Below are 18,371 nucleotides of genomic sequence, written 5' to 3'. Positions count from 1 at the left end.
CAATTGCCGGCTCTTTGTTTATCTCTGCGTGGATTGTTTTTATGCGGCCGCAAGGGCCGGAGTAGTCAGGCCAACGCCTGGGCCAACAGGTGGATCGGATGTTCACAGCGGAAGCTGGTGCTCATCTCGATCTGCCATTTGCAGGTCTCGCAATCGGTGATCACCAGATCGGGGGAGAGGCGGTTGATCTGATCAAACAGCCCCTCGCCGATGGTCTGGCTGGTCTGGTAGTTCTCCGACTTGAAGCCGTAGGTGCCGGCGATGCCGCAGCACTGGGACTCCAGCACCGTCACCTTGACTCCGGGAATGGCGCGCAGCAATTCGAGGGTGTAGATGACGCCCCCCATTTTTTCCATGTGGCAGGGGGTGTGGTAGGCGATGTGCAGATTGAGCGGCTTCATCGCCGGTTTGTTACCCTTGTAGAACTCGTTCCACAGGAAGCGGGTCACCAGCGAGATGCGATCCCGCACCTTGTGGTTGTCCTGCTCCAGCAGGTGGGGATATTCATCGCGCAGGGTAAAGCCGCAGGTGGAGGAGGTAGCCAGCAGCGGCATCTCGTTGCCCAGCAGGGAGTTCTCCATCTGCTTGATGTTGAAGGCTGCCTGCTGTTTGGCCTTGTCCATGAAGCCGTTGGCAATCAGCGGCACGCCGCAGCACTTCTCCCGCTCCAGCAACTGCACACCGATGTTCATGGCGTTGAGCACCTGCACCAGCTCCTTGCCAAGCTGCGGGTGGTTGTAGTTGACATAGCAGCCGTGGAAATAGGCAATTTGGCGCGCAAAGCGGGCCTGAGCTTCTTTTTGCTTCTTGTACCAGCCGCGGAAGGTGCCCTGGGAGTATTTGGGCAGATCGCGGTGGGAGGAAACCCCCAGCGCCTTGTCCAGCACCAGCTTCATCGGCTTGAGGCCGGTGGTGAAGTTTACTACCGGGGCCATCAGGGTAGACATGCTGCCCATCAGATCGGTGTGGGAGAGGACGAACTCGCGGATCCCCGGTTTGAAGCCGCTGTACTGGTGTTTGGCCTTGGCGATGATGTCGCCGATGCGCACCCCGCTCGGGCAGGCTACTTCGCAGCGTTTGCAGTTGGTGCAGTGCTTGAGGGCGCTGTCAAAGAGCTCGGGGCTCTTGATCCGCAGCCGCTCCCCATCCGGGCCCGCCTGTTTCGGGCCGGGGTAGGCGGGGTTGGCCTTGGCCACCGGGCAGTATGCGGTACAGACGGTGCATTTGATGCACTGATCGAAAGTTTGGTTGGCGTGATCCAGTAGCATGTCAGTTCTCCTCCCGTAGGGTGTGAAGGCACGGGATATGGGACAAAATCATCATTGAGCTGAACTCAAAATGTGACCGGCGGCCTGCCAGCCGGTGGCAACGGCAACGCCGGAGCCGGAACCTTCACGAATTGGGTCGTAATGGGCCAAGACACTGCCCGCGCCATAGAGGTTGGTGAGCGGATTGCCGCCACGCAGCACTCTGAGCTTGTCGTCGGTCTTGACCCCGAAGCCCATGAAGGGGTGGTGGTCAAACAGGCGACGACCGGCCCAGGCGTCACGCTCCTCCAGACTCAACACATCAGCATCGAAGATGGGCTCGCGAATGCCACGCAGACGGGACTCCAGCCCGCGGCTGAAGAAGCTGCCGGAGGCGAGCACAAAGTTGTCCGCCTCGAACAGCTGATCATCGCCATTCTGGGTATGTACGCCGACCACCCGGTCACCTTCGTAGCGGGCGCCCAGCACCCGCTCGCTGGTGAGGAAGGTGCCGCCAAGGGCCATAAAGCGGCGCTTGAGCGCCTCCTGCATTCTCATTCCGATCAGAGACGGCGGCATGGTGGCCACCTCCTTGATGGTGCAGCCGGTACGCTGTTCCAGCTCCGCCATACGCGGGCCTACCAGCCCCAACGACAGGCAGGCGGGCAGCACGATATGGCGGCAGCCGGGTACGCCGCTCTCCTGCACCATGCGGCTGATCTCGCGGGCCAGATCGGCCACCAGATGATGCTTGTCACAGAGGCGCGCGATATCGGCTGAGCGAAACTCGTGGGGGTTGCGGCTGAATTCCGCCAGCTGGGGCAGGCGGATTTCGCCGGTCAGAATACGGCAGTGGGCAAAACGCGGATGGGTCGCCAGATTGGCCGCCGCCAGTGCTGGATGAAAGTCGCGAAAGCCCTCGAGGGTGGCCAGCAGCAGTACATCCGGGATGGGCGCATCGGTGACGCAGGCACAAGTATCGGGGGAGAGCCAGGTGCGCTTGAGGGTACCGATGGGAGTCAGGCGCTGGTGATTGGTGTCGTGGCGCACCAGCGGCAATCCCTGCTCGGCGCAGTGGCGCTGCAGATCGGCCAGACTCGCTTCAATATTCTGCATTCCGACTTTGCTGTAGGGGTGATCCGGATGGGCAGCCATAAAGGCGGGCAGGGCGGCGCGGGGATCTCCCTCGCTTTCGAGCAGATCGACCGAGCCGGAGGAGAAGTGCAGGGCACTCTGGCCGGAGGCCATCAGCAGGGTCTTCTGGCCCGCCTCTACCAGCCGCAGGGCGGCCGAGAGTCCCGCCATACCACCGCCGATAACGATATTGTCAAACTTCATGACGGCTCTCCTTGTGAGTGGTCTCGCTGGTTGGGTCGCGTGGGGTATCGGCAACCAGCTGCGGCGCCGTCCATTCTCCCAGGCCAAACAGCCCTTCGTAGATCCAGTAGGTAAACTCGGCCTCGCGCAGAGCATCACCCCACAGCACCGGGCGGGTGCCCTTGTAGCGCTCTTCCAGGAACTGGCGCAGCATGACGCAGGCCTGACGGCCGTCAGCCTTGCCATACTCCTGCATCAGACCGGCGGCGCGATAGGCACAGAGCTCGCCCTGACAGGGGCCCATGCCAAGACGAGTGCGGCGGCGCAGATCGATGAGGTTGTCCACATCCAGCTCGCGCAGGGCGTATTCGATTTCACCCGCGGTGACCATTTCGCACTCGCAGATCAGGGCGTTGGCCTTGGGATTGTCACGGAAGAAGGCGATGACCCGCTCGCCGTGGCGGTACTGGGCGGAGCCTTCGACCGGCACCGAGAGACCGGGAGCGGAGACCTTTTCCGGATCCCGCGAGCCGGGCAGGCTCAGTTCGGCGGTCTGGCAGGGTTTGCTGTTGTCGAGTTTCTTGGCCAGCAGATCGGTGGCCCACTCCGCCATCAGGCGGTAGGTCATCAGCTTGCCACCGGTGATGGTGTTGAAGCCCTTGAGACCGTCACGCTCGGCGTGATCCAGCAGCACGATACCGCGGCTGATGTTGCGGCCGGTGTCGTCACCGTCCACCGCCACCAGCGGGCGTACCCCGGCGTAGGCGCGCAGCAGACGGGTGCGGGCCATGATGGGGGCGAGCTTGATCCCTTCGCGCAGCAGCACCTCCACCTCTTCCGGTTCGACGGTGAGCTGGTCAATCTTGTTGTAATCGATGCGACTGGAGGTGGTGCCGATGAGGGAGATGGTATCGCCCGGCACCAGAATGTCCGCATCCGCCGGTTTGCGGGCGCGGTTGAGCACCAACTGGTTGATGCGGTAATCCATGATGAGCAGGGAGCCTTTGGCCGGGAACATGCGGATGCCGAGATCGGCGTATTCGCAAATTTGCTGGCCCCAGATGCCTGCGGCGTTGATCACCTCCTGACACTCCACCTCGAACGCTTCGCCGGTGCGAGTGTTGATCGCCTTGACGCCGTGTACCCGATCCTGAGTGCGCAAGAGTCCCAGCACCTTGCTGTGGGTGAAGATGCGCGCGCCATGCTCTTTGGCGTCCAGCACGTTGGCGGCGGCGAGGCGGAACGGGTCGACCGTACCGTCCGGTACATGGATGGCGCCGATCATCGCCGGGTTGGCGTTGGGCTCCATGCGCAGGGCTTCACCGGGATCGAGCTGGCGGGTTTCGATACCGGCCAGAGCGCAGGCATCCATAAAGGTGGTTTGGAAATTGATGTCATCTTCCGGCAGGGTGAGGAAGAGGCCGCCCGTGTCTTCGACACAGTGGCTGGCGATCCGCTTGAGGATACGGTTTTCCTGGATGCATTCGCGGGCGGACTCCTGATCCGTCACCGCGTAGCGGGCACCGGAGTGGAGCAGGCCGTGGTTGCGGCCGGTGGTGCCGGCGGCGATATCATCGCGCTCGAGCAGGATGCAGTCGATGCCGCGCAGTGCGCAATCGCGCATGATGCCGGCCCCTGTGGCACCGCCGCCTATGATGACGACTTGTGTAGTTATTCTTTTCATTGTTGCCCGTCTCATCTCTTCCAGATAAGGCCAGTGTGGCCTACTTCTGAGTGGAAATGTTTGATATGGGCCAAATTTGCGTTCGCAAACGCTCATTTGCTCGCGCGTTAATGAGCATTATGTGACATTTGTCACGCTTGTTATCGCATCGGTTTGTGGGCTGGTGGCGAATAACAGGCACAAAAAAGGGGCATCGGATGCCCCTTGTCACTGTTTGACGAGTTTGGTGGGTGTGTGATGCGTCAGCTGCAGCACTTCTTGTGCTTTTTGCCGCTGCCACATGGGCAGGGATCGTTGCGTCCTGCCTTGAGGGGCGCCGGATCCTGCTCTCCCTCGGTGTAGACCCAGCGCCCCTGATAACGCACGAAGCGAGAACGCTCATGGAGGCAGTGACGCTCATCCCCGTCCAGAAACCAGGCTTTGAACTCCACCATCCCGGTTTCATCCTCCGGGCCGCCCTGGCTGGCGATGATCTCGAGACCATCCCAGCGGGTGTCGATGCGTGAAAGCTCTTCGGCGGTGAGACCGCCAAGGTGGGCCGGGTGCCAGCTATGGACCAGATACTCCCCCAGACCGAGCACAAAAGCACTGTAGCGAGAGCGCATCAGCTGCTCCGGGGTGTCAGCCACTGCGCCACTGTGACGTGAGCCACAGCACAATTCGAGAGAAAGGGTTGAGCCGCAAGGACAAAGATTCATGATTTTCACGTTCTGGCCGATTTGTTTAAGGGAATTGTAACGAAAGCTGGGCTCGCCCTGCCAGCACCTATACTGATGAGTAAGCAAGGAATTCCAATAAAAACAGCTGCAAGGATGTGAAAGATGACGCTAAAGCAGAAAATCCTGTTACTGGGTGCAGTACCCGTGCTGCTGATGGCCCTGGTGGTCAATCTCAGTAACTACATGGTCTCCAAGAGTGATCTGGAGTCTGATCTGGTGGTGGCGAGGGAAAATGCCATCAAGGAGCGTAAAGCGCTGCTCAGCAGTTACATCATGATGGCCAAAACCGCCGTCGATGCCGTGTATTCCCTGCCGGATTCACCGGAAAATCGTCAAAAGGTCAAAGAGTTGCTCAGGCCGCTGCGTTACAGCAGTGACGGCTACTTCTTTGTCTATGACTTCGAGGGCAACACCATACTGCTGCCGGTGCGTACCGAGCTGGAGGGGAAAAACCGCTGGAACGACAAGGATGCCAAGGGCAAGTTGCTGATCCAGGAGATCCTCAAGTCGGCCCGTCAGGGGGATGGTTTTACCGAATACTGGACGGCCAAGCCCTCCATCGGTCGCGATGCTCCCAAACTGGCCTTTACTCTGGTGCTGGACAAATACCAGTGGGCCATTGGTACCGGTTTTTATATCGATGATATCGATAACGAGCTGGCAGCCTTGCGGGCAGAGCGCGAGAGCAACATGCATGCCTCGTTGCAGAGCAGTGTGCTGGTGATCCTGTTGATCCTCGGTATCACTCTGGCGGCGACCGTCATTGTGGGCAACCGGGTCACCAAGCCGCTGGCGGATGCGGTGCTGGCATTGAACGATATCGCCAACGGCGACGGGGATCTGACTCAGCGCCTCAAGGTGCAGAGTCAGGACGAGATTGGCCAGCTGGCCAGCGCTTTCAACCGCTTTGTCGAGCGGATCCAGTCGGTGGTGAGTCAGGTGGGCGAGACCAGCAACCACCTCTTTAGCGCGGTCGACAAGTTGCACCATCTGAGCGAGCACTATGACCATCAGATGCAGGGTCACAGTCGCGAGACCGATCAGGTGGTCACCGCGGTGACAGAAATGAGCTCCACCGCGCAGGAGGTGGCGGCCAGTGCCTCCAATGCCGCGACGGCAACCAGCGATGCGGCCCGTGAATCGGACGCCGCCCGGGGGGTGGTGAGCGGGGCCATCAACAGTATCAACCGGCTGGTGGGGGAGGTGCATACCGCCTCCGGCGTTATCGAACAGCTGGCGCAAGAGACCGCCAAGATCGGCTCTGTGGTGGAGGTCATTCGCGGCATTGCCGAGCAGACCAACCTGCTGGCGCTGAACGCCGCTATTGAGGCGGCCCGTGCCGGTGAGCAGGGACGCGGGTTTGCGGTGGTGGCGGACGAAGTGCGTTCGCTGGCCGGCCGTACCCAACAGAGCACCAAGGAGATCAACGAGATGCTGCAACGTCTGCAGGGTGGGGTGAAGCAGGCGGTGGAGGTGATGCAGGCGAGCGAGGATCGCAGTCAGGAGACGGTGCAGGAGGCAAGCCATATCGCCAGCTCCCTCGACAGCATGGTGATGGCGGTCAGTACCATCAACGACATGAACATCCAGATCGCCACCGCCGCCGAGGAGCAACACGCGGTCTCCGAGGAGATCAACAAGAACCTGGTGGCCATTCAGCAGATTGTCAGCGAGCTGACCAGTGCGGCGGTAGAATCCAACAGCACCACCCGCGATTTGGCCAGTACCGGCGACAAATTGCGCAAACTGGTCTCGCAATTCCGTTATTGATCTTGCAATGGTCCGTGACGGCAACCACAAGATGCGGCTTGACCCCCGGTTCAGGCCGCACTTTATTTGGGGATTGACCAATAATGTGTGAAAATTGCCAGCCTCTTTTTTTCAGCCTTTTCCCCATACCCTATGAATGAGATCGTGAAAGGTAGTATCGATTTGATCCGGCAGCTCAATTACGGCCTGGTCTATGCCAGCCTGGAAGAGCACAAGGAGCTGTCGCGCACCGATCTCTCCCGCCTGACCGGTCTCTCGCCAGCCAGCATCACCAAGATCACCAGGGAACTGCTCGATGGGGGTCTGGTGGTCACCTGTGGTGAAAGTTCGGTGGGGCGTGGCCGTCGTCAGACCTTGCTGCGCATCAACGAACGCCGCTTCCAGTTTCTCTCCATGCGTCTTGGCCGTGGCTACGTGGATATGGCGCTGTTTGACTTCTCCGGTCGCTCGCTGGCCCGCCAGCGCCACCTCTTTACCGAGGAGGAGCGCGCCGATCTGCTGGGCAGTCTGGTACACGCCATCAAGGTGTTTTTGCCGAGAAAGTCCCTCAGTCTGGCCTGTATCGCCCTCTGTCTGCCGGGTCAGGTAGAGCGCCACTCCGGTATGGTCAAGCACTTCCCCTTCTACGATCTGCGCAACTGGCCCCTTGGCCCGACTCTGCAACAGGCGTTCTCGGTACCTGTGCTGGTGAGCGGTGACGTGCGCACCTGGATCCAGGCTGAGCGGGAGTGGGGGGCTGCCAAAAATTGCGCCGATGCGGTACTGGTGTTCGTGCACAACGACATCGGGGTCGGCATGGTGGTCAATGGCCAGCTTATCGAGAGCGAGAATGCGCTGCTCGGGGATCTCAGCCACCTGCAGCTCGAGCCCTATGGCCAGCGCTGCTACTGCGGCGGCTTTGGTTGTGCCTGCACCCTGGTGACCAATCAGGCGCTGGAGGCGCAATACCGGGATCTGCGCGAGCGGATGCAGGAGCACGACTTGCCCGAGAGCGTCACCATCCGCGAGCTGTGCGAGCTGGCGCTGGCAGGCAACAGCCTTTGTCAGGATATTCTCCATCAGGCGGCGGGTCGTCTCTCCAAGGTGCTCTCCAATCTCATCTGCCTGCTCAATCCGGGCAAGCTGCTGCTGGGTGGGGAAATCACCCGTGCCGATCGGCTGCTGTTCCCCATGTTGCACCAGTCGCTGGCCAGCCAGTTGCCCGCCGAATATCTGGTGCGGCTGCAGATTGAATCCACCCACTTCTACGAAGATCCCACCAAGCCCACTTCGGTGCAGGTGCACAAGGCACTGCGCGATGGCAGCCTGTTGCTGGAGCTGCTGCGCAGCTGTCAGGAGTCGTAAGGCAAGAGGAGTTGGCACTGCATCTGGCGAAAGGGGCAGGGATTGCTGTTCCGCCAGCGCGTAACTCGGTACAATCTTGCGCTTTTCCGGCAGCCCCCTGTTATCGCGCCCTATGGCGCCGTGACATGTTGGCACCGCTGCCGTTCCTGTTTTGACTCCAGTTGTGAACCTAGATGAAGCCTGTTCCTGATCACGCCGTCAACCGCCTGCGGGCCTGGCGCAAGAGTATCTCTACCCGACCGTTTCTTGCCCGTGGCGGCACCCTGGCCCGCTGTCCGGCCTGTCAGCTGCGCGAGGATTGGTGTGCCTGCGAGTGGCGCCCCGAGCTCAAAGCGGAGGCCGGTTTCTGCCTGCTGATGTATGACAGCGAGCCGATGAAGCCCTCCAACACCGGTCGCCTGATCGCCGATGTGTTGCCGGATACCACCTGGGCGTTTCTCTGGTCGCGCACCCAGCCCCATCCCGAGCTGCTGGCCCTGCTGGCCGATCCCGCGTGGCAGCCCTATGTGGTCTTTCCCGCTTGCGAGAAGGAGCCTGCCCGCCTGACCGGCGAGGTGACGCTGGCACCGGGTAAAAAACCGCTCTTTATCCTGCTCGATGGCACCTGGCCGGAGGCGCGCAAGATGTTCAACAAGAGCCCCTACCTGGACGGTTTTCCGGTGCTCGCCATCAAACCCGATGCGCTCTCCACCTACGGCATGCGGGTGGCCAACAGCGAGGAGCACCTCTGCACCGCCGAAGTGGCGGCCTGCGTGCTGGAAGTGGCGGGAGAGCTCAAGGCAGGGCAGGCACTGCAGCACTGGTTCAACTTGTTCAGCAGCCGCTACATGGCCGGTCGGGTCAGCCGTTTCCCCGGTGCCGATGAGGAGCATCTCTGTGAGGCACTGGCGGCCATCAAGGAAGCGAACGTCGCTTCACCGGCTTGCTAACTGGCCCTCTGAGGGGGCAGGGGCCTGACAGCTCAAATCAATGAAAATCAGGAATCAATTGGCTGCCACTGTTTCGTTAGATTCATGGTCAGTGGCCCGTTAGGATAGCGGACAGCCTGTGCAGCCCCCCGCACAACGTCGTTTTGGTGTTCTCCGGTTGCTCGACCCTTCGGGCAACCCACTCTCGTGAGGTCTATGGATGGAATTGGAACTGGTTACCCTGTTTGCCCTGTTCGGTGTGGCGCTTGTCGCCGGCTTTATCGATGCCATCGCTGGTGGTGGCGGCCTGTTGACGGTGCCTGCTCTGCTGGCCACCGGCATGCCCCCCGCGCTGGTGCTTGGCACCAACAAGCTGCAGAGCAGTTTTGGCTCCTTCTCTGCCACCTGGTTCTATGCCCGCAAGGGGCTGCTGGAGTGGGCCATGATCTGGCCTGCGGTGATCTGCACCTTTATCGGTGCGGCCATCGGCACGCTGGCGGTGCAGACCATAGACGCCGCCATTCTCGAGCGCCTGCTCCCTTTTCTGCTGATGGCCTTTGCCTGCTACTTCTACTTCTCGCCGCGGGTAAGCGATGCCGAGAGCTCCCGCCGTCTGACTCCCATGTTGTTTGCGCTGCTGGTGGGGGGCGGGGTCGGCTTCTATGACGGCTTTTTCGGGCCGGGGACCGGTTCATTCTTTGCCATCGGTTTCGTGGCGCTGGCAGGCTTTGGCATGGCGCGCGCCACCGCCCACACCAAGCTGCTCAACTTCACCTCGAATATCGCTTCCCTGCTGTTCTTTGCGCTCGGCGGCAAGGTGGTGTGGAGTGTCGGCTTCTGCATGGCGCTGGGGCAGTTTATCGGCGCCCGCTTCGGCTCCAAGATGGTGTTGAAAAAAGGAGTGAAGCTGATCAAGCCGCTGCTGGTGACCGTCTCCTTGCTGATGTCTGCCAAGCTGGTCTGGAGCCAGTATCCGGAGCTGTTTGCCTGGATCTGATGTGCGCCTTGCTTGCCGCATCGCAATTGTTAACGGGGCCCAAGGGCCCCGTTGTCATATCTGGTGTTTTACATGGCTAGCGCGGTGTGTCGCTGCGGTGGCGAAAGTGTTGGTGCAGGGCGCTCACCAGCCTGGCGATCCGCTCTCGTTTTAGGCTGTTTGGCCGGTAGACCAGATGAAGGGGGCGGCCCAGCCCGGGCAGTCGGCGGGCCATCTCCCCCTGTTCTCCCACCAGCCCCAGCAGGCCAGCGGGGAGCAGCACAGGGCCAATACCTGCCTTGGCGAGTTCGATGAGCGCCAGATAGGAGTCGAGCTCCATGGCGGGCTCCAGCCCCAAATCAGCCAGCGGTTCGCGCAGGTAGCGGTTGGAGGGGTTCTCCAGATCCATGGTGAGGATCTTGCGCCTGCTTTCTGCGCTGGCTGGTGGCAGGCTCTGCTGCGCCTCGCCCACCAGATAGAAGGGCTCCTCAAGCAGCAGATCGGCGCCGAGGCCATGGCCGGGAGGGAGCCGACCGGCGCAGATGCCGAGCAGGGCATCACCGCTGCGCACCCGCGCCAGAATGACCGGGGTGTGGTGGGTAGAGAGGGCAAGGTGGGGATCGCGCTCCAGATAGTCGCGCATAAAGTGGGCGAGATAACCGGCCAGCAGGGTTTCGGAGCAGGCGATGGGGAGGGGGCTCTGATCCGCCAGATCCTGACTATCGGCCAGCACCCCCTTCATTTCGGCCAGACTCGGGGCAACTCGTTCCAGCAGCTCCTTGGCCTGCGGGGTGAGGCGGATCTGGCGCCCCTCCGGCTCGATCAACTTCTTGCCAAGGCGCTGCTCCAGCTGGGCAATCCGCTTGCTCACCGCCGACTGGCTGATATAGAGGCGACTGGCCACCTTGGCCATGGTTCCTTCACTTGCCAGCAGGCTCAGCGTCTCCAGCCCTTCCAGTAACATCTCGCCCCCTTGTTTATCGCCATCAGGATCGTCACAGATTGATCAGCGCTACCTTAGGGGCTGACTGGCTCAGGAGCAAGGGTCGTTTGCTGCCTTGGCCGGTCGAATACGCCACTCGCTTAAGGGCGGTGCGAAGATCACCAGATTGCCGATGAGGCTCACCACCACTCCGGCCACCGAGACCGGCTGCCAGACAAAGCCTTCATAGAACGTAGAGAGGGTAAGCGCCACCAACGGAAAGAGCACGGTGGCGTAGGAGGCCTTGCTGGCACCGATGCGCCCAACCAGGGTCAGGTAGGCGGTAAAAGCGATTACCGAGCCAAACAGGGCGAGATAGACCATGGCCGCCAGATAGTGGCCATCGGTCGGCACCACCAGTTGCTGCCCGAGCAATGTGACCCAGCCCAGCAACAGCACCACGCCGTAAACCATGCCCCAGGGCACCAGTTGCAGTACGTGGTAGCCGCGGCGTTGGCCCCGGGCCGAGATCAGATTGCCCAGCGAAAAGCAGAGGGTGCCGCCGCAGGCGAGCAGCAGCCCCTTCCAGCCGTTTGCACCCAGTTGCGCATCTGCCAGCACCGGCCAGAACAGTAACAGGGTGCCAAAGAGTCCCAGCAAGGAGCCTTGCAACCAGCGCAGGGTGGGGCGCTTGTTCTCGAACAGCCAGAGGTTGAGGCCGTTGAAGATGCTGGCACTGGCGAAGATCACCGCCGACATGCCGCTCGGGATATAGCGTGTGGCGTGGTAGAAGCAGAGAAAGTTGGTGGAAAAGAGCAGGGCACCGAGCAGCGCCGCATAGCGCTGGCCATGCCACGGCAGGCGCGGAAAGCGGCCGCTGGCGGTGAGCAGTGCAAACAGCGCAACCGCTGCCAGCAGGAAGCGGTAGAGAACCGATACCTCGATGGGAATGGGGCCAAGTTGCCAGGCGATGGCAATCCAGGTGCTGCCCCAGATAAGCACGGTGGCAAGATAGAGCATCAGATTCATCACAGTTCCGGTGAGTCAGGGAGAGATGACCCACTATGGGGCGAGCCCTGATGACTGGATTGCACCATCTTGCGGTTTTTCATCGCCCTGCGCTGTCATCTGCGGGCGCGGTCGGTAAGATGGATGGCAGCGAGATAACCCGTACACATAACCGGAACAGGTGGCAGGGGAGAATGAAAACAGCAGGGGTATTTGATGCACTGGTCAGCACCGGCGCCCGGCTGGAGGACGCCTGCTGGCTCGAACCCGGGCTTGGGGTCGCCAGTTGGCGCAACTGCTATGACCAGACCCGCTATCACAAGCCGGGCCACCACACCCTGAGCGTCTATCTGCAAGGAGGCGAGCAGACCGAGCGACTCGATGGGCCGGGTGGCCACGGCGGCACCGGCAAGGTGTGCATCATGCCGGATCACCACAGATCCGAGTGGCTGGTGCGCGAAGAGTTTCGCTTCTTTCATCTCTACTTCACCCCGGCTCACCTCACCCGTATCGCCGAGGAGGCGTGTGACAAGGAGGGGCGCCACCTGCAACTGGTGGACAAGACCTTTATCGACGATCCGCAGGCGGCTTCGCTGGTGCAGCGCCAACTGATGCAGCTTCAGTGGCAGCACGGGGTCGATCGGCTGGCGCTTTCCCACGGCGCCTGGATGTTGATCCTCCACGCCTATCGCCACCACACCGAGGAGGCTCCCGGTCTGCCGCCTCTGCGCGGCGGGCTGGCGCCCGTGGTGATCAAGCGGGTGCAGGAGTATCTGCAGGCCCATCTGGCCGATTCGGTCACGCTGGCCATTATCGCCAGTCAGTGTGGCTTCTCTTCCCAGGCCCATTTCAGCAATCGTTTTCGCGAGGCGTTTGGTTTGACGCCGGGGCAGTGGCGGGCGCAATTGTCATCTTCTAGTCACAGATAACCCTGAGACTTTGGGCAAAAGAGGTGTACTCTCTACCACTTATCCATTGAAAGGAATGCCCATTGAATTATCGCAAACGTCAAATCCGTACCCGTCATCTCTGGTTCAGCCACTGGAATGCCCCGCAAGATCGCACCGCTGTTGTTACCCCTCCCGAACCTGCAGTGCCTCACAGTTCACGTTGAAAAAGCCCCGCCTGCGATAGGATTTTTCCGGTAACTTTGCCACTATTGCCCCATCACAATGATGTGGACATGGCTGGATGTTTCTGGAACGTATTGAAGTAAAAGGTTTTCGCGGTATAAATCGCCTGTCGCTCGGGCTGGATCAGACCACAGTATTGATCGGCGAGAATACCTGGGGTAAATCGAGCCTGCTGCGCGCCCTCTGGTGTCTGCTGGGGCAGGATGCCGAGCCCTATCAGTTCACCGCCGAGGATTTTCACCAACCGGAAGATCCCGAACTGGCCCCGGCGCGCCATTTGCAACTGGTGCTCACCTTCAGTGAGCACAGACCCCAGATGTGTCAGCACTCCCGTCGGCTGGCCCGTCTTTGCCCCTCCTGGGTGCTGCACAAGGACAAATTCCACCGCATTCACTATCGCGCCAGCGCCGAGCTGCAGGCGGATGGCTCTGTGCTCACCATTCACGACTTTCTCGACGGGGTAGGCAAGAGCCTGCCCATTGCCAACACCCACGAGCTGGTCTGCATGCTCATCACCATGAACCCGGTGTTCCGGCTGCGGGACGCCCGTACCGCTCGCAACGGGGTGGAGACATTGCAGTGGGGAGATCTCTCCGAGCATCGCCTGAGCGAGCTGGCGGACAAGCTGATCGACGAACCCCAGCGGATCGGCGAACCGGAGCTCAAAGAGGCGTTGCAGGCGGTGCGCCAGCTGATGGATCACTACTTCAACGCCCTGGCCCCCATCAAGAACAAGCCGCGCAGTCAGCGCGACATCATCAATCGCCCCATGACATTGCGCAATCCGGGCAACCTGCATACCCTGCTGCGCCGCGCCGATAACCGCGCGCTGCAGCTGGCGATGGCGGGGATGGCGGCTACTCTGCTGCAAGCGCGGGGCAACCGCGAGCTGGAGGAGGGGGCCCGTCCCATCATGATCCTGGAGGATCCTGAGAGCCGGCTGCATCCGACCATGCTGGCGCTGGCGTGGGGGCTGCTGGAACAACTGCCGGGTCAGAAGCTGCTCACCACCAACTCGGGGGACTTGCTCTCCTCCCTGCCTCTCAATCAGGTGCGGCGGCTGGTGCGCCGTCAGCAGGATATCCTCTGTCACCAGCTGGGGGGCGAGCGTTACAGCAGCGACGATCTGCGCAAGATCGCCTTCCACGTGCGGATCAACCGCCCCATGTCGCTGTTTGCCCGTTGCTGGCTGCTGGTGGAGGGGGAGACCGAGATCTGGTTGCTCTCCGAGCTGGCGCAGATCTGCGGTTACAGTCTGCGGGCCGAGGGGGTGAGGATCATCGAGTTTGCCCAGTGCGGCCAGTCGCCGCTCATCAAAGTGGCGCGGGATTTTGGCATCGAGTGGCACCTGCTGACCGATGGCGACGAGGCGGGGCTCAAGTATGCCACCTCGGCCCGTGGCCAGCTCAAGGGCGAGCGGGAGCGGGACCGACTGACCCAGCTCCCTGCCGCCGACATCGAGCACTACCTCTATCACAACGGTTTTGAAGCTGTGTTTCGCCGCGAGGCCGGGGTGGGCGGGCGCGCCATGTGGAGCGCCAGTCATATCATCAACAAGGCGATCCATCACCGCAGCAAGCCGGGAATGGCGCTGGCGGTGGTGGAAGAGGCGGAGCGGCTCGGCGCCGAGCATATTCCGCCGGTGATCCGCCAGATGTTTGCCCGGGTGGTGGCGCTGGCCCGCGGTCAGGGCTAAAGCCAGCGCTGCATCCCGTCACTATGGATATGGCTGCCAGCAGGGCGCCCCTCAAGGTGGGCTCTGCTGGCAGCAAATTGCCCCGGATTGTTTGCCCACTATTGTTTGTCGCGATTGGGGATTGCCGCCGGTTTGGGTATACTCGGCCCTCTCTGGCGCCCCGGTGGCGCACCTCGAATCTTTACTGCTGGAGGCGTCGTGTTCGTCCAACTCCCTTTTTGGCTCTTTCCCCTCACCGGATTGATGGCGCTTGGCGCCCTGATCGCCCTCGGCATCGTGTTGTGGCGCGGTGATATCTGCCCTGGCCAGCGCTCGCGCATCAGTCAGCAGCTCTTCTCCATCTGGGTCATTACCGCGCTCTCCCTGATGCTGGCGGTAGAGGCCAAGGCGGCCAGCTGGCTCATCTGGAGTGGTGGGGGCGCACTGGTGCTCGGAGTCGGCTTGTCACTGGCTCAGTCACGGCTGGAGGGCAAGCGTTCAGTCCCCTCGACACTGCTCTGGCTACCAGCGTTGCCGCTCGCTCTCTATGGCATCGGGCTGCTGCAACTGCAGGGCTGGGTGAGCGGCCTGCTGCAGATGGCGATACTGGGGGCGGCCTTTGCCCACCTGATGCTGCTGCGGGCCCGTCATCGTCTCAAGGCATTCAACACCCTGTTGCCGCTGGCCGGTCTGGTGGGGGCGATGGCCAGCCTTGTCTGGCTGGCAGTGCTGGTGGGCTGGCAAGGGGGTGAGGCCAATCTCGATGCCCTGCTCCCGGCGGTGGTGACCCAGGCAGCGCTGCTGGTGGCCTCTCTGCTGCTCTGGTTCAGCCCGCTCTATTTACAGCGTGATACAGCGCCAGTGGTGGTCTCCACCTCCCTGTGTGGCCTGCTCATCGCCCAGATCGCCGCTACCAGCGTGTTGCACCAGCTGATCTGACACTGGCACTGAAAAGAGAAAGCCCCGAGCCAACACTCGGGGCTTTTGCATATCTGGCTTGCAGGAATCGCAGCAATCTAATAGCAACAATCGATCAATAGAAGTCATCGGCCCCGCAGATAAAGAGGCAACTACTGCGCGGCTGGGCGAGATACTCCCGGGTCAATCCCTCCAGCGGCATGCCGAAGGTGCAGATATCTTGCGGCGAGGGGAGGGCGGTATCGAGGATCCGCCGCCAGTAGCCGCCGACCCCCTTGGGCGGGCTCGGCAGGTTGAAGGTGAGGGGCTCCCAGTAGGCGTTGAACAGTACATAGAGCGCCAGCTTGGTTTCGCTCGACAGCGCCGACATGGCGATGGCGTGGGAGTGGGGGCTGAAATCCGGTTGCCCGGCGTTGACCCCGTGCCAGCAGATCTCGCTGTGGCGCAGGATCTCGGTGAGCGACAGCGGCATGCTCTCCTGCTCCGGGCGCTGGAACAGGTGTTTGCGGTACTGGATCAGCTCCTTCATAAAGCGGAACATCTCCTGACTGCGGGCATTGGGCAGCCAGTTCATCCAGCAGGTGGCATTGTCCTGGCAGTAGCCGTTGTTGTTACCCCGCTGGGTGCGGAGCAGCTCGTCTCCCATCAGCAGCATGGGGGATCCCACCGAGAGCAGGGTCGCCACCATCATGTTTTTGGCCTGGCGCATCCGCAGGGCGTTGATCTGGGGATCTTCCGTTACCCCTTCATGGCCGTGGTTCCAGCTGAAGTTGTGATCGCAGCCGTCACGGTTCTCCTCCCCGTTGGCTTCGTTGTGCTTGCTGTTGTAACTGGCCCAGTCCCACAGGGTAAAACCGTCGTGGCAGGTAACGAAGTTGATACTCTTCTCGGGATCGGCGTGGTGATAGTGGTAGATGTCGGGGCTGCCGCACAGCCGCTCGACAAAGGCGGTGACGCTGTTGTCATCCCCGCGCAGAAAGCGGCGCACATCATCCCGGAACTGGCCGTTCCACTCACGCCAGCGGGCGCCGGCCAGTGACCCCACCTGATAGAGCCCCCCCGCGTCCCAGGCTTCGGCAATCAGCTTGATGTCGGCGATGTTGGGGTCGGTATCTATGGTGCGCAGGGTCGGCGCATTGGCCTGCGGCTGACCCGACTCGTCCCGCGACAGAATGGCCGCCAGATCGAAGCGGAAGCCATCGACGTGCATCTCCTGACGCCAGAAGTGGAGGCTGTCCATGATCATCCGCAGCACCACCGGATGGGCGCCGTTGAAGGTGTTGCCGCAGCCCGAATAGTTGGTGTCCTTCTGGTTGTTGTCGAGGATGTAGTAGGCCTCGTTGTCGATGCCGCGAAACGAGAAGGTGGGGCCATCATCTCCCCCTTCGGCGGTGTGGTTGTAAACCACGTCCAGGATCACCTCGATATTGGCCTTGTGCAGCGCCTTGACCATGTCGCGAAATTCGGTCAGCGGATCATCGCCGCAGGCGTATTGGGCGTGGGGGGCGAAAAAGGACATGGGGCTATAACCCCAGTAGTTGGAGAGTCCTTTGGGCGCATCCTGAGGATCGAACTGGAACACCGGCAGCAGCTCGACGGCGGTGACACCGAGAGATTGCAGGTAGGGGATCTTCTCAATCAGCCCGAGATAGGTGCCACGCAGCGCCGGATCGACCCCGGAGCTCGGGGACTTGGTAAAGCCCCCCAGATGCAGTTCGTAGATCACCGAGCGGGAGAGGGAGTGAGCGGGCAGTTTGTCTCCTTCCCAGTCGTAGTGGCGAGTATCGACCACCTTGTTCTTGGCGCAACAAGCCAGATTGCTGCCTGGACGGGCCGCCGCCCATCGATCGTAATTGGCGCCAAGCTCGATGCTGCGGCCGTAAGGGTCGAGCAACACCTTCTCGGCATCGAAGCGGGTGCCGCCATATGGGCGCCATGGGCCCTGAATGCGATAGGCGTAACGCTGCCCGACCGAGATCCCCTCAACATGGATATGCCAGTAGTAGGCGGTGCGGTTAAGGCGCGGGGAGAGGGGGATCACCTCGGGGGTCGCATCGTCTGCGCTTGCGAAGAGCAGCAGTTCGACCCGGCTGGCGAGGCGTGCCCAGATCGCGAAGTTGACGCCGTTACTGTCGGGTGTGGCCCCCAACTGACGGCAGTGACCGGCGGAGATGCGCATATTCTACCTACCCAAAATGAGGAGTGTTCACCTTATTGAGTGTAGTGCCGGATGCTTGGCAAGGACTCGATTGCCTGAAAAAACAGCATGATGCTGCTAATGACCGCACTATTTGTCCGATTAATCTACGAATAAACTTTTTTTGAGATATTTACTTGCAATCTGTGCGCTGGCGCCTATTATTGGCGACCTCAGACGCGGGGTGGAGCAGCTCGGTAGCTCGTCGGGCTCATAACCCGAAGGTCGTCAGTTCAAATCTGGCCCCCGCAACCATCTGAGATCCTGACCTGTCAAGGCGGTGTAACCGGTTGGTGGGAAAGGAGAAATCGAACTGGCTACTGCTCGGCCACTTCGAGAAAAATTCGGACGCGGGGTGGAGCAGCTCGGTAGCTCGTCGGGCTCATAACCCGAAGGTCGTCGGTTCAAATCCGGCCCCCGCAACCAACTCTTTCGTCAGCTTGCGATTGTGTAAACAGTCGAAAGCAGACAAACGCCACCAAGCTACTGCTCGGCTTGAGGGTGACAATTCGGACGCGGGGTGGAGCAGCTCGGTAGCTCGTCGGGCTCATAA

The 18,371-nt window shown here is 61.3% G+C and carries 14 protein-coding genes and 2 tRNA genes; 9 read left to right on the top strand and 7 right to left on the bottom strand.

The window, feature by feature from the left end:
• Window positions 1-65: 65 nt before the first annotated feature.
• The 4 genes from glpC to AB5Y84_RS02970 all read right to left on the bottom strand — a co-directional run bounded on the left by glpC (window position 66) and on the right by AB5Y84_RS02970 (window position 4,946).
• Window positions 66-1,268, bottom strand: coding sequence for an anaerobic glycerol-3-phosphate dehydrogenase subunit GlpC (gene glpC / locus AB5Y84_RS02985; protein ID WP_120414388.1), 1,203 nt, complete (start codon window positions 1,266-1,268; stop codon window positions 66-68).
• Between the two features lie 51 nt (window positions 1,269-1,319).
• Window positions 1,320-2,585: a glycerol-3-phosphate dehydrogenase subunit GlpB gene (glpB, locus tag AB5Y84_RS02980; protein ID WP_257724966.1), complete on the bottom strand. Its 1,266-nt coding sequence runs from the start codon at window positions 2,583-2,585 to the stop codon at window positions 1,320-1,322.
• Complete coding sequence (gene glpA / locus AB5Y84_RS02975; protein ID WP_257724965.1) at window positions 2,575-4,248, bottom strand: anaerobic glycerol-3-phosphate dehydrogenase subunit A; 1,674 nt, start codon at window positions 4,246-4,248, stop codon at window positions 2,575-2,577. The genes glpB and glpA overlap by 11 nt, the downstream gene beginning before the upstream one ends.
• 242 nt (window positions 4,249-4,490) lie before the next feature.
• Window positions 4,491-4,946 carry a YchJ family protein gene (locus tag AB5Y84_RS02970; RefSeq protein WP_257724964.1) on the bottom strand — a complete coding sequence of 152 codons (456 nt, stop codon included), beginning with the start codon at window positions 4,944-4,946 and terminating at the stop codon, window positions 4,491-4,493.
• Window positions 4,947-5,069: 123 nt separating this feature from the next.
• Here AB5Y84_RS02970 and AB5Y84_RS02965 point away from each other — a divergent pair, with 123 nt between their 5' ends.
• The 4 genes from AB5Y84_RS02965 (at window position 5,070) to AB5Y84_RS02950 (ending at window position 9,986) form a co-directional block, all read left to right on the top strand.
• Window positions 5,070-6,737, top strand: a complete 1,668-nt coding sequence (locus AB5Y84_RS02965; protein WP_139406894.1) for a methyl-accepting chemotaxis protein — start codon at window positions 5,070-5,072, stop codon at window positions 6,735-6,737.
• A 132-nt stretch (window positions 6,738-6,869) separates the two neighbouring features.
• Window positions 6,870-8,081 (top strand): ROK family transcriptional regulator, encoded by a 1,212-nt coding sequence (locus AB5Y84_RS02960; protein ID WP_005333476.1) that lies wholly within the window; start codon window positions 6,870-6,872, stop codon window positions 8,079-8,081.
• Between the two features lie 173 nt (window positions 8,082-8,254).
• Complete coding sequence (locus AB5Y84_RS02955) at window positions 8,255-9,010, top strand: tRNA-uridine aminocarboxypropyltransferase (RefSeq protein WP_064338080.1); 756 nt, start codon at window positions 8,255-8,257, stop codon at window positions 9,008-9,010.
• A gap of 199 nt (window positions 9,011-9,209) precedes the next feature.
• Window positions 9,210-9,986, top strand: coding sequence for a TSUP family transporter (locus tag AB5Y84_RS02950; protein ID WP_005333472.1), 777 nt, complete (start codon window positions 9,210-9,212; stop codon window positions 9,984-9,986).
• A 76-nt stretch (window positions 9,987-10,062) separates the two neighbouring features.
• Here AB5Y84_RS02950 and AB5Y84_RS02945 read toward each other — a convergent pair whose 3' ends face one another.
• Both AB5Y84_RS02945 and AB5Y84_RS02940 read right to left on the bottom strand, forming a co-directional pair.
• Window positions 10,063-10,929, bottom strand: coding sequence for a LysR family transcriptional regulator (locus tag AB5Y84_RS02945; protein WP_368176329.1), 867 nt, complete (start codon window positions 10,927-10,929; stop codon window positions 10,063-10,065).
• Between the two features lie 69 nt (window positions 10,930-10,998).
• Window positions 10,999-11,916 carry a DMT family transporter gene (locus tag AB5Y84_RS02940; RefSeq protein WP_368176328.1) on the bottom strand — a complete coding sequence of 306 codons (918 nt, stop codon included), beginning with the start codon at window positions 11,914-11,916 and terminating at the stop codon, window positions 10,999-11,001.
• Between the two features lie 173 nt (window positions 11,917-12,089).
• Here AB5Y84_RS02940 and AB5Y84_RS02935 point away from each other — a divergent pair, with 173 nt between their 5' ends.
• The 3 genes from AB5Y84_RS02935 to AB5Y84_RS02925 all read left to right on the top strand — a co-directional run bounded on the left by AB5Y84_RS02935 (window position 12,090) and on the right by AB5Y84_RS02925 (window position 15,642).
• On the top strand, window positions 12,090-12,824 hold the full coding sequence (locus tag AB5Y84_RS02935) for a helix-turn-helix domain-containing protein (RefSeq protein WP_368176327.1): 735 nt from the start codon (window positions 12,090-12,092) through the stop codon (window positions 12,822-12,824).
• A 262-nt stretch (window positions 12,825-13,086) separates the two neighbouring features.
• A complete protein-coding gene (locus AB5Y84_RS02930; protein WP_005333463.1) occupies window positions 13,087-14,724 on the top strand; it encodes an ATP-dependent endonuclease in 1,638 nt (545 codons plus the stop codon).
• Window positions 14,725-14,922: 198 nt separating this feature from the next.
• On the top strand, window positions 14,923-15,642 hold the full coding sequence (locus AB5Y84_RS02925) for a hypothetical protein (protein ID WP_368176326.1): 720 nt from the start codon (window positions 14,923-14,925) through the stop codon (window positions 15,640-15,642).
• A gap of 94 nt (window positions 15,643-15,736) precedes the next feature.
• Here AB5Y84_RS02925 and glgX read toward each other — a convergent pair whose 3' ends face one another.
• On the bottom strand, window positions 15,737-17,800 hold the full coding sequence (gene glgX, locus AB5Y84_RS02920; protein WP_058058466.1) for a glycogen debranching protein GlgX: 2,064 nt from the start codon (window positions 17,798-17,800) through the stop codon (window positions 15,737-15,739).
• Window positions 17,801-17,996: 196 nt separating this feature from the next.
• Here glgX and AB5Y84_RS02915 point away from each other — a divergent pair.
• Window positions 17,997-18,073, top strand: a tRNA-Met gene (locus AB5Y84_RS02915).
• Window positions 18,074-18,167: 94 nt separating this feature from the next.
• Window positions 18,168-18,244 (top strand) — tRNA-Met (locus AB5Y84_RS02910).
• Window positions 18,245-18,371 lie beyond the last annotated feature (127 nt).

Origin of the sequence: Aeromonas sp. s11, assembly GCF_040907945.1 — a bacterium.
GTDB classification, from domain to species: Bacteria; Pseudomonadota; Gammaproteobacteria; order Enterobacterales; family Aeromonadaceae; genus Aeromonas; species Aeromonas veronii.
This window is presented reverse-complemented; position numbering and strand designations above follow the sequence as displayed.

Coding starts and splice junctions, on each gene's coding strand:
- glpC (WP_120414388.1), bottom strand. CDS start 1,268: ATGCTACTGGATCACGCCAACCAAACTTTCGATCAGTGCATCAAATGC.
- glpB (WP_257724966.1), bottom strand. CDS start 2,585: ATGAAGTTTGACAATATCGTTATCGGCGGTGGTATGGCGGGACTCTCG.
- glpA (WP_257724965.1), bottom strand. CDS start 4,248: ATGAAAAGAATAACTACACAAGTCGTCATCATAGGCGGCGGTGCCACA.
- AB5Y84_RS02970 (WP_257724964.1), bottom strand. CDS start 4,946: ATGAATCTTTGTCCTTGCGGCTCAACCCTTTCTCTCGAATTGTGCTGT.
- AB5Y84_RS02965 (WP_139406894.1), top strand. CDS start 5,070: ATGACGCTAAAGCAGAAAATCCTGTTACTGGGTGCAGTACCCGTGCTG.
- AB5Y84_RS02960 (WP_005333476.1), top strand. CDS start 6,870: ATGAATGAGATCGTGAAAGGTAGTATCGATTTGATCCGGCAGCTCAAT.
- AB5Y84_RS02955 (WP_064338080.1), top strand. CDS start 8,255: ATGAAGCCTGTTCCTGATCACGCCGTCAACCGCCTGCGGGCCTGGCGC.
- AB5Y84_RS02950 (WP_005333472.1), top strand. CDS start 9,210: ATGGAATTGGAACTGGTTACCCTGTTTGCCCTGTTCGGTGTGGCGCTT.
- AB5Y84_RS02945 (WP_368176329.1), bottom strand. CDS start 10,929: ATGTTACTGGAAGGGCTGGAGACGCTGAGCCTGCTGGCAAGTGAAGGA.
- AB5Y84_RS02940 (WP_368176328.1), bottom strand. CDS start 11,916: ATGAATCTGATGCTCTATCTTGCCACCGTGCTTATCTGGGGCAGCACC.
- AB5Y84_RS02935 (WP_368176327.1), top strand. CDS start 12,090: ATGAAAACAGCAGGGGTATTTGATGCACTGGTCAGCACCGGCGCCCGG.
- AB5Y84_RS02930 (WP_005333463.1), top strand. CDS start 13,087: ATGTTTCTGGAACGTATTGAAGTAAAAGGTTTTCGCGGTATAAATCGC.
- glgX (WP_058058466.1), bottom strand. CDS start 17,800: ATGCGCATCTCCGCCGGTCACTGCCGTCAGTTGGGGGCCACACCCGAC.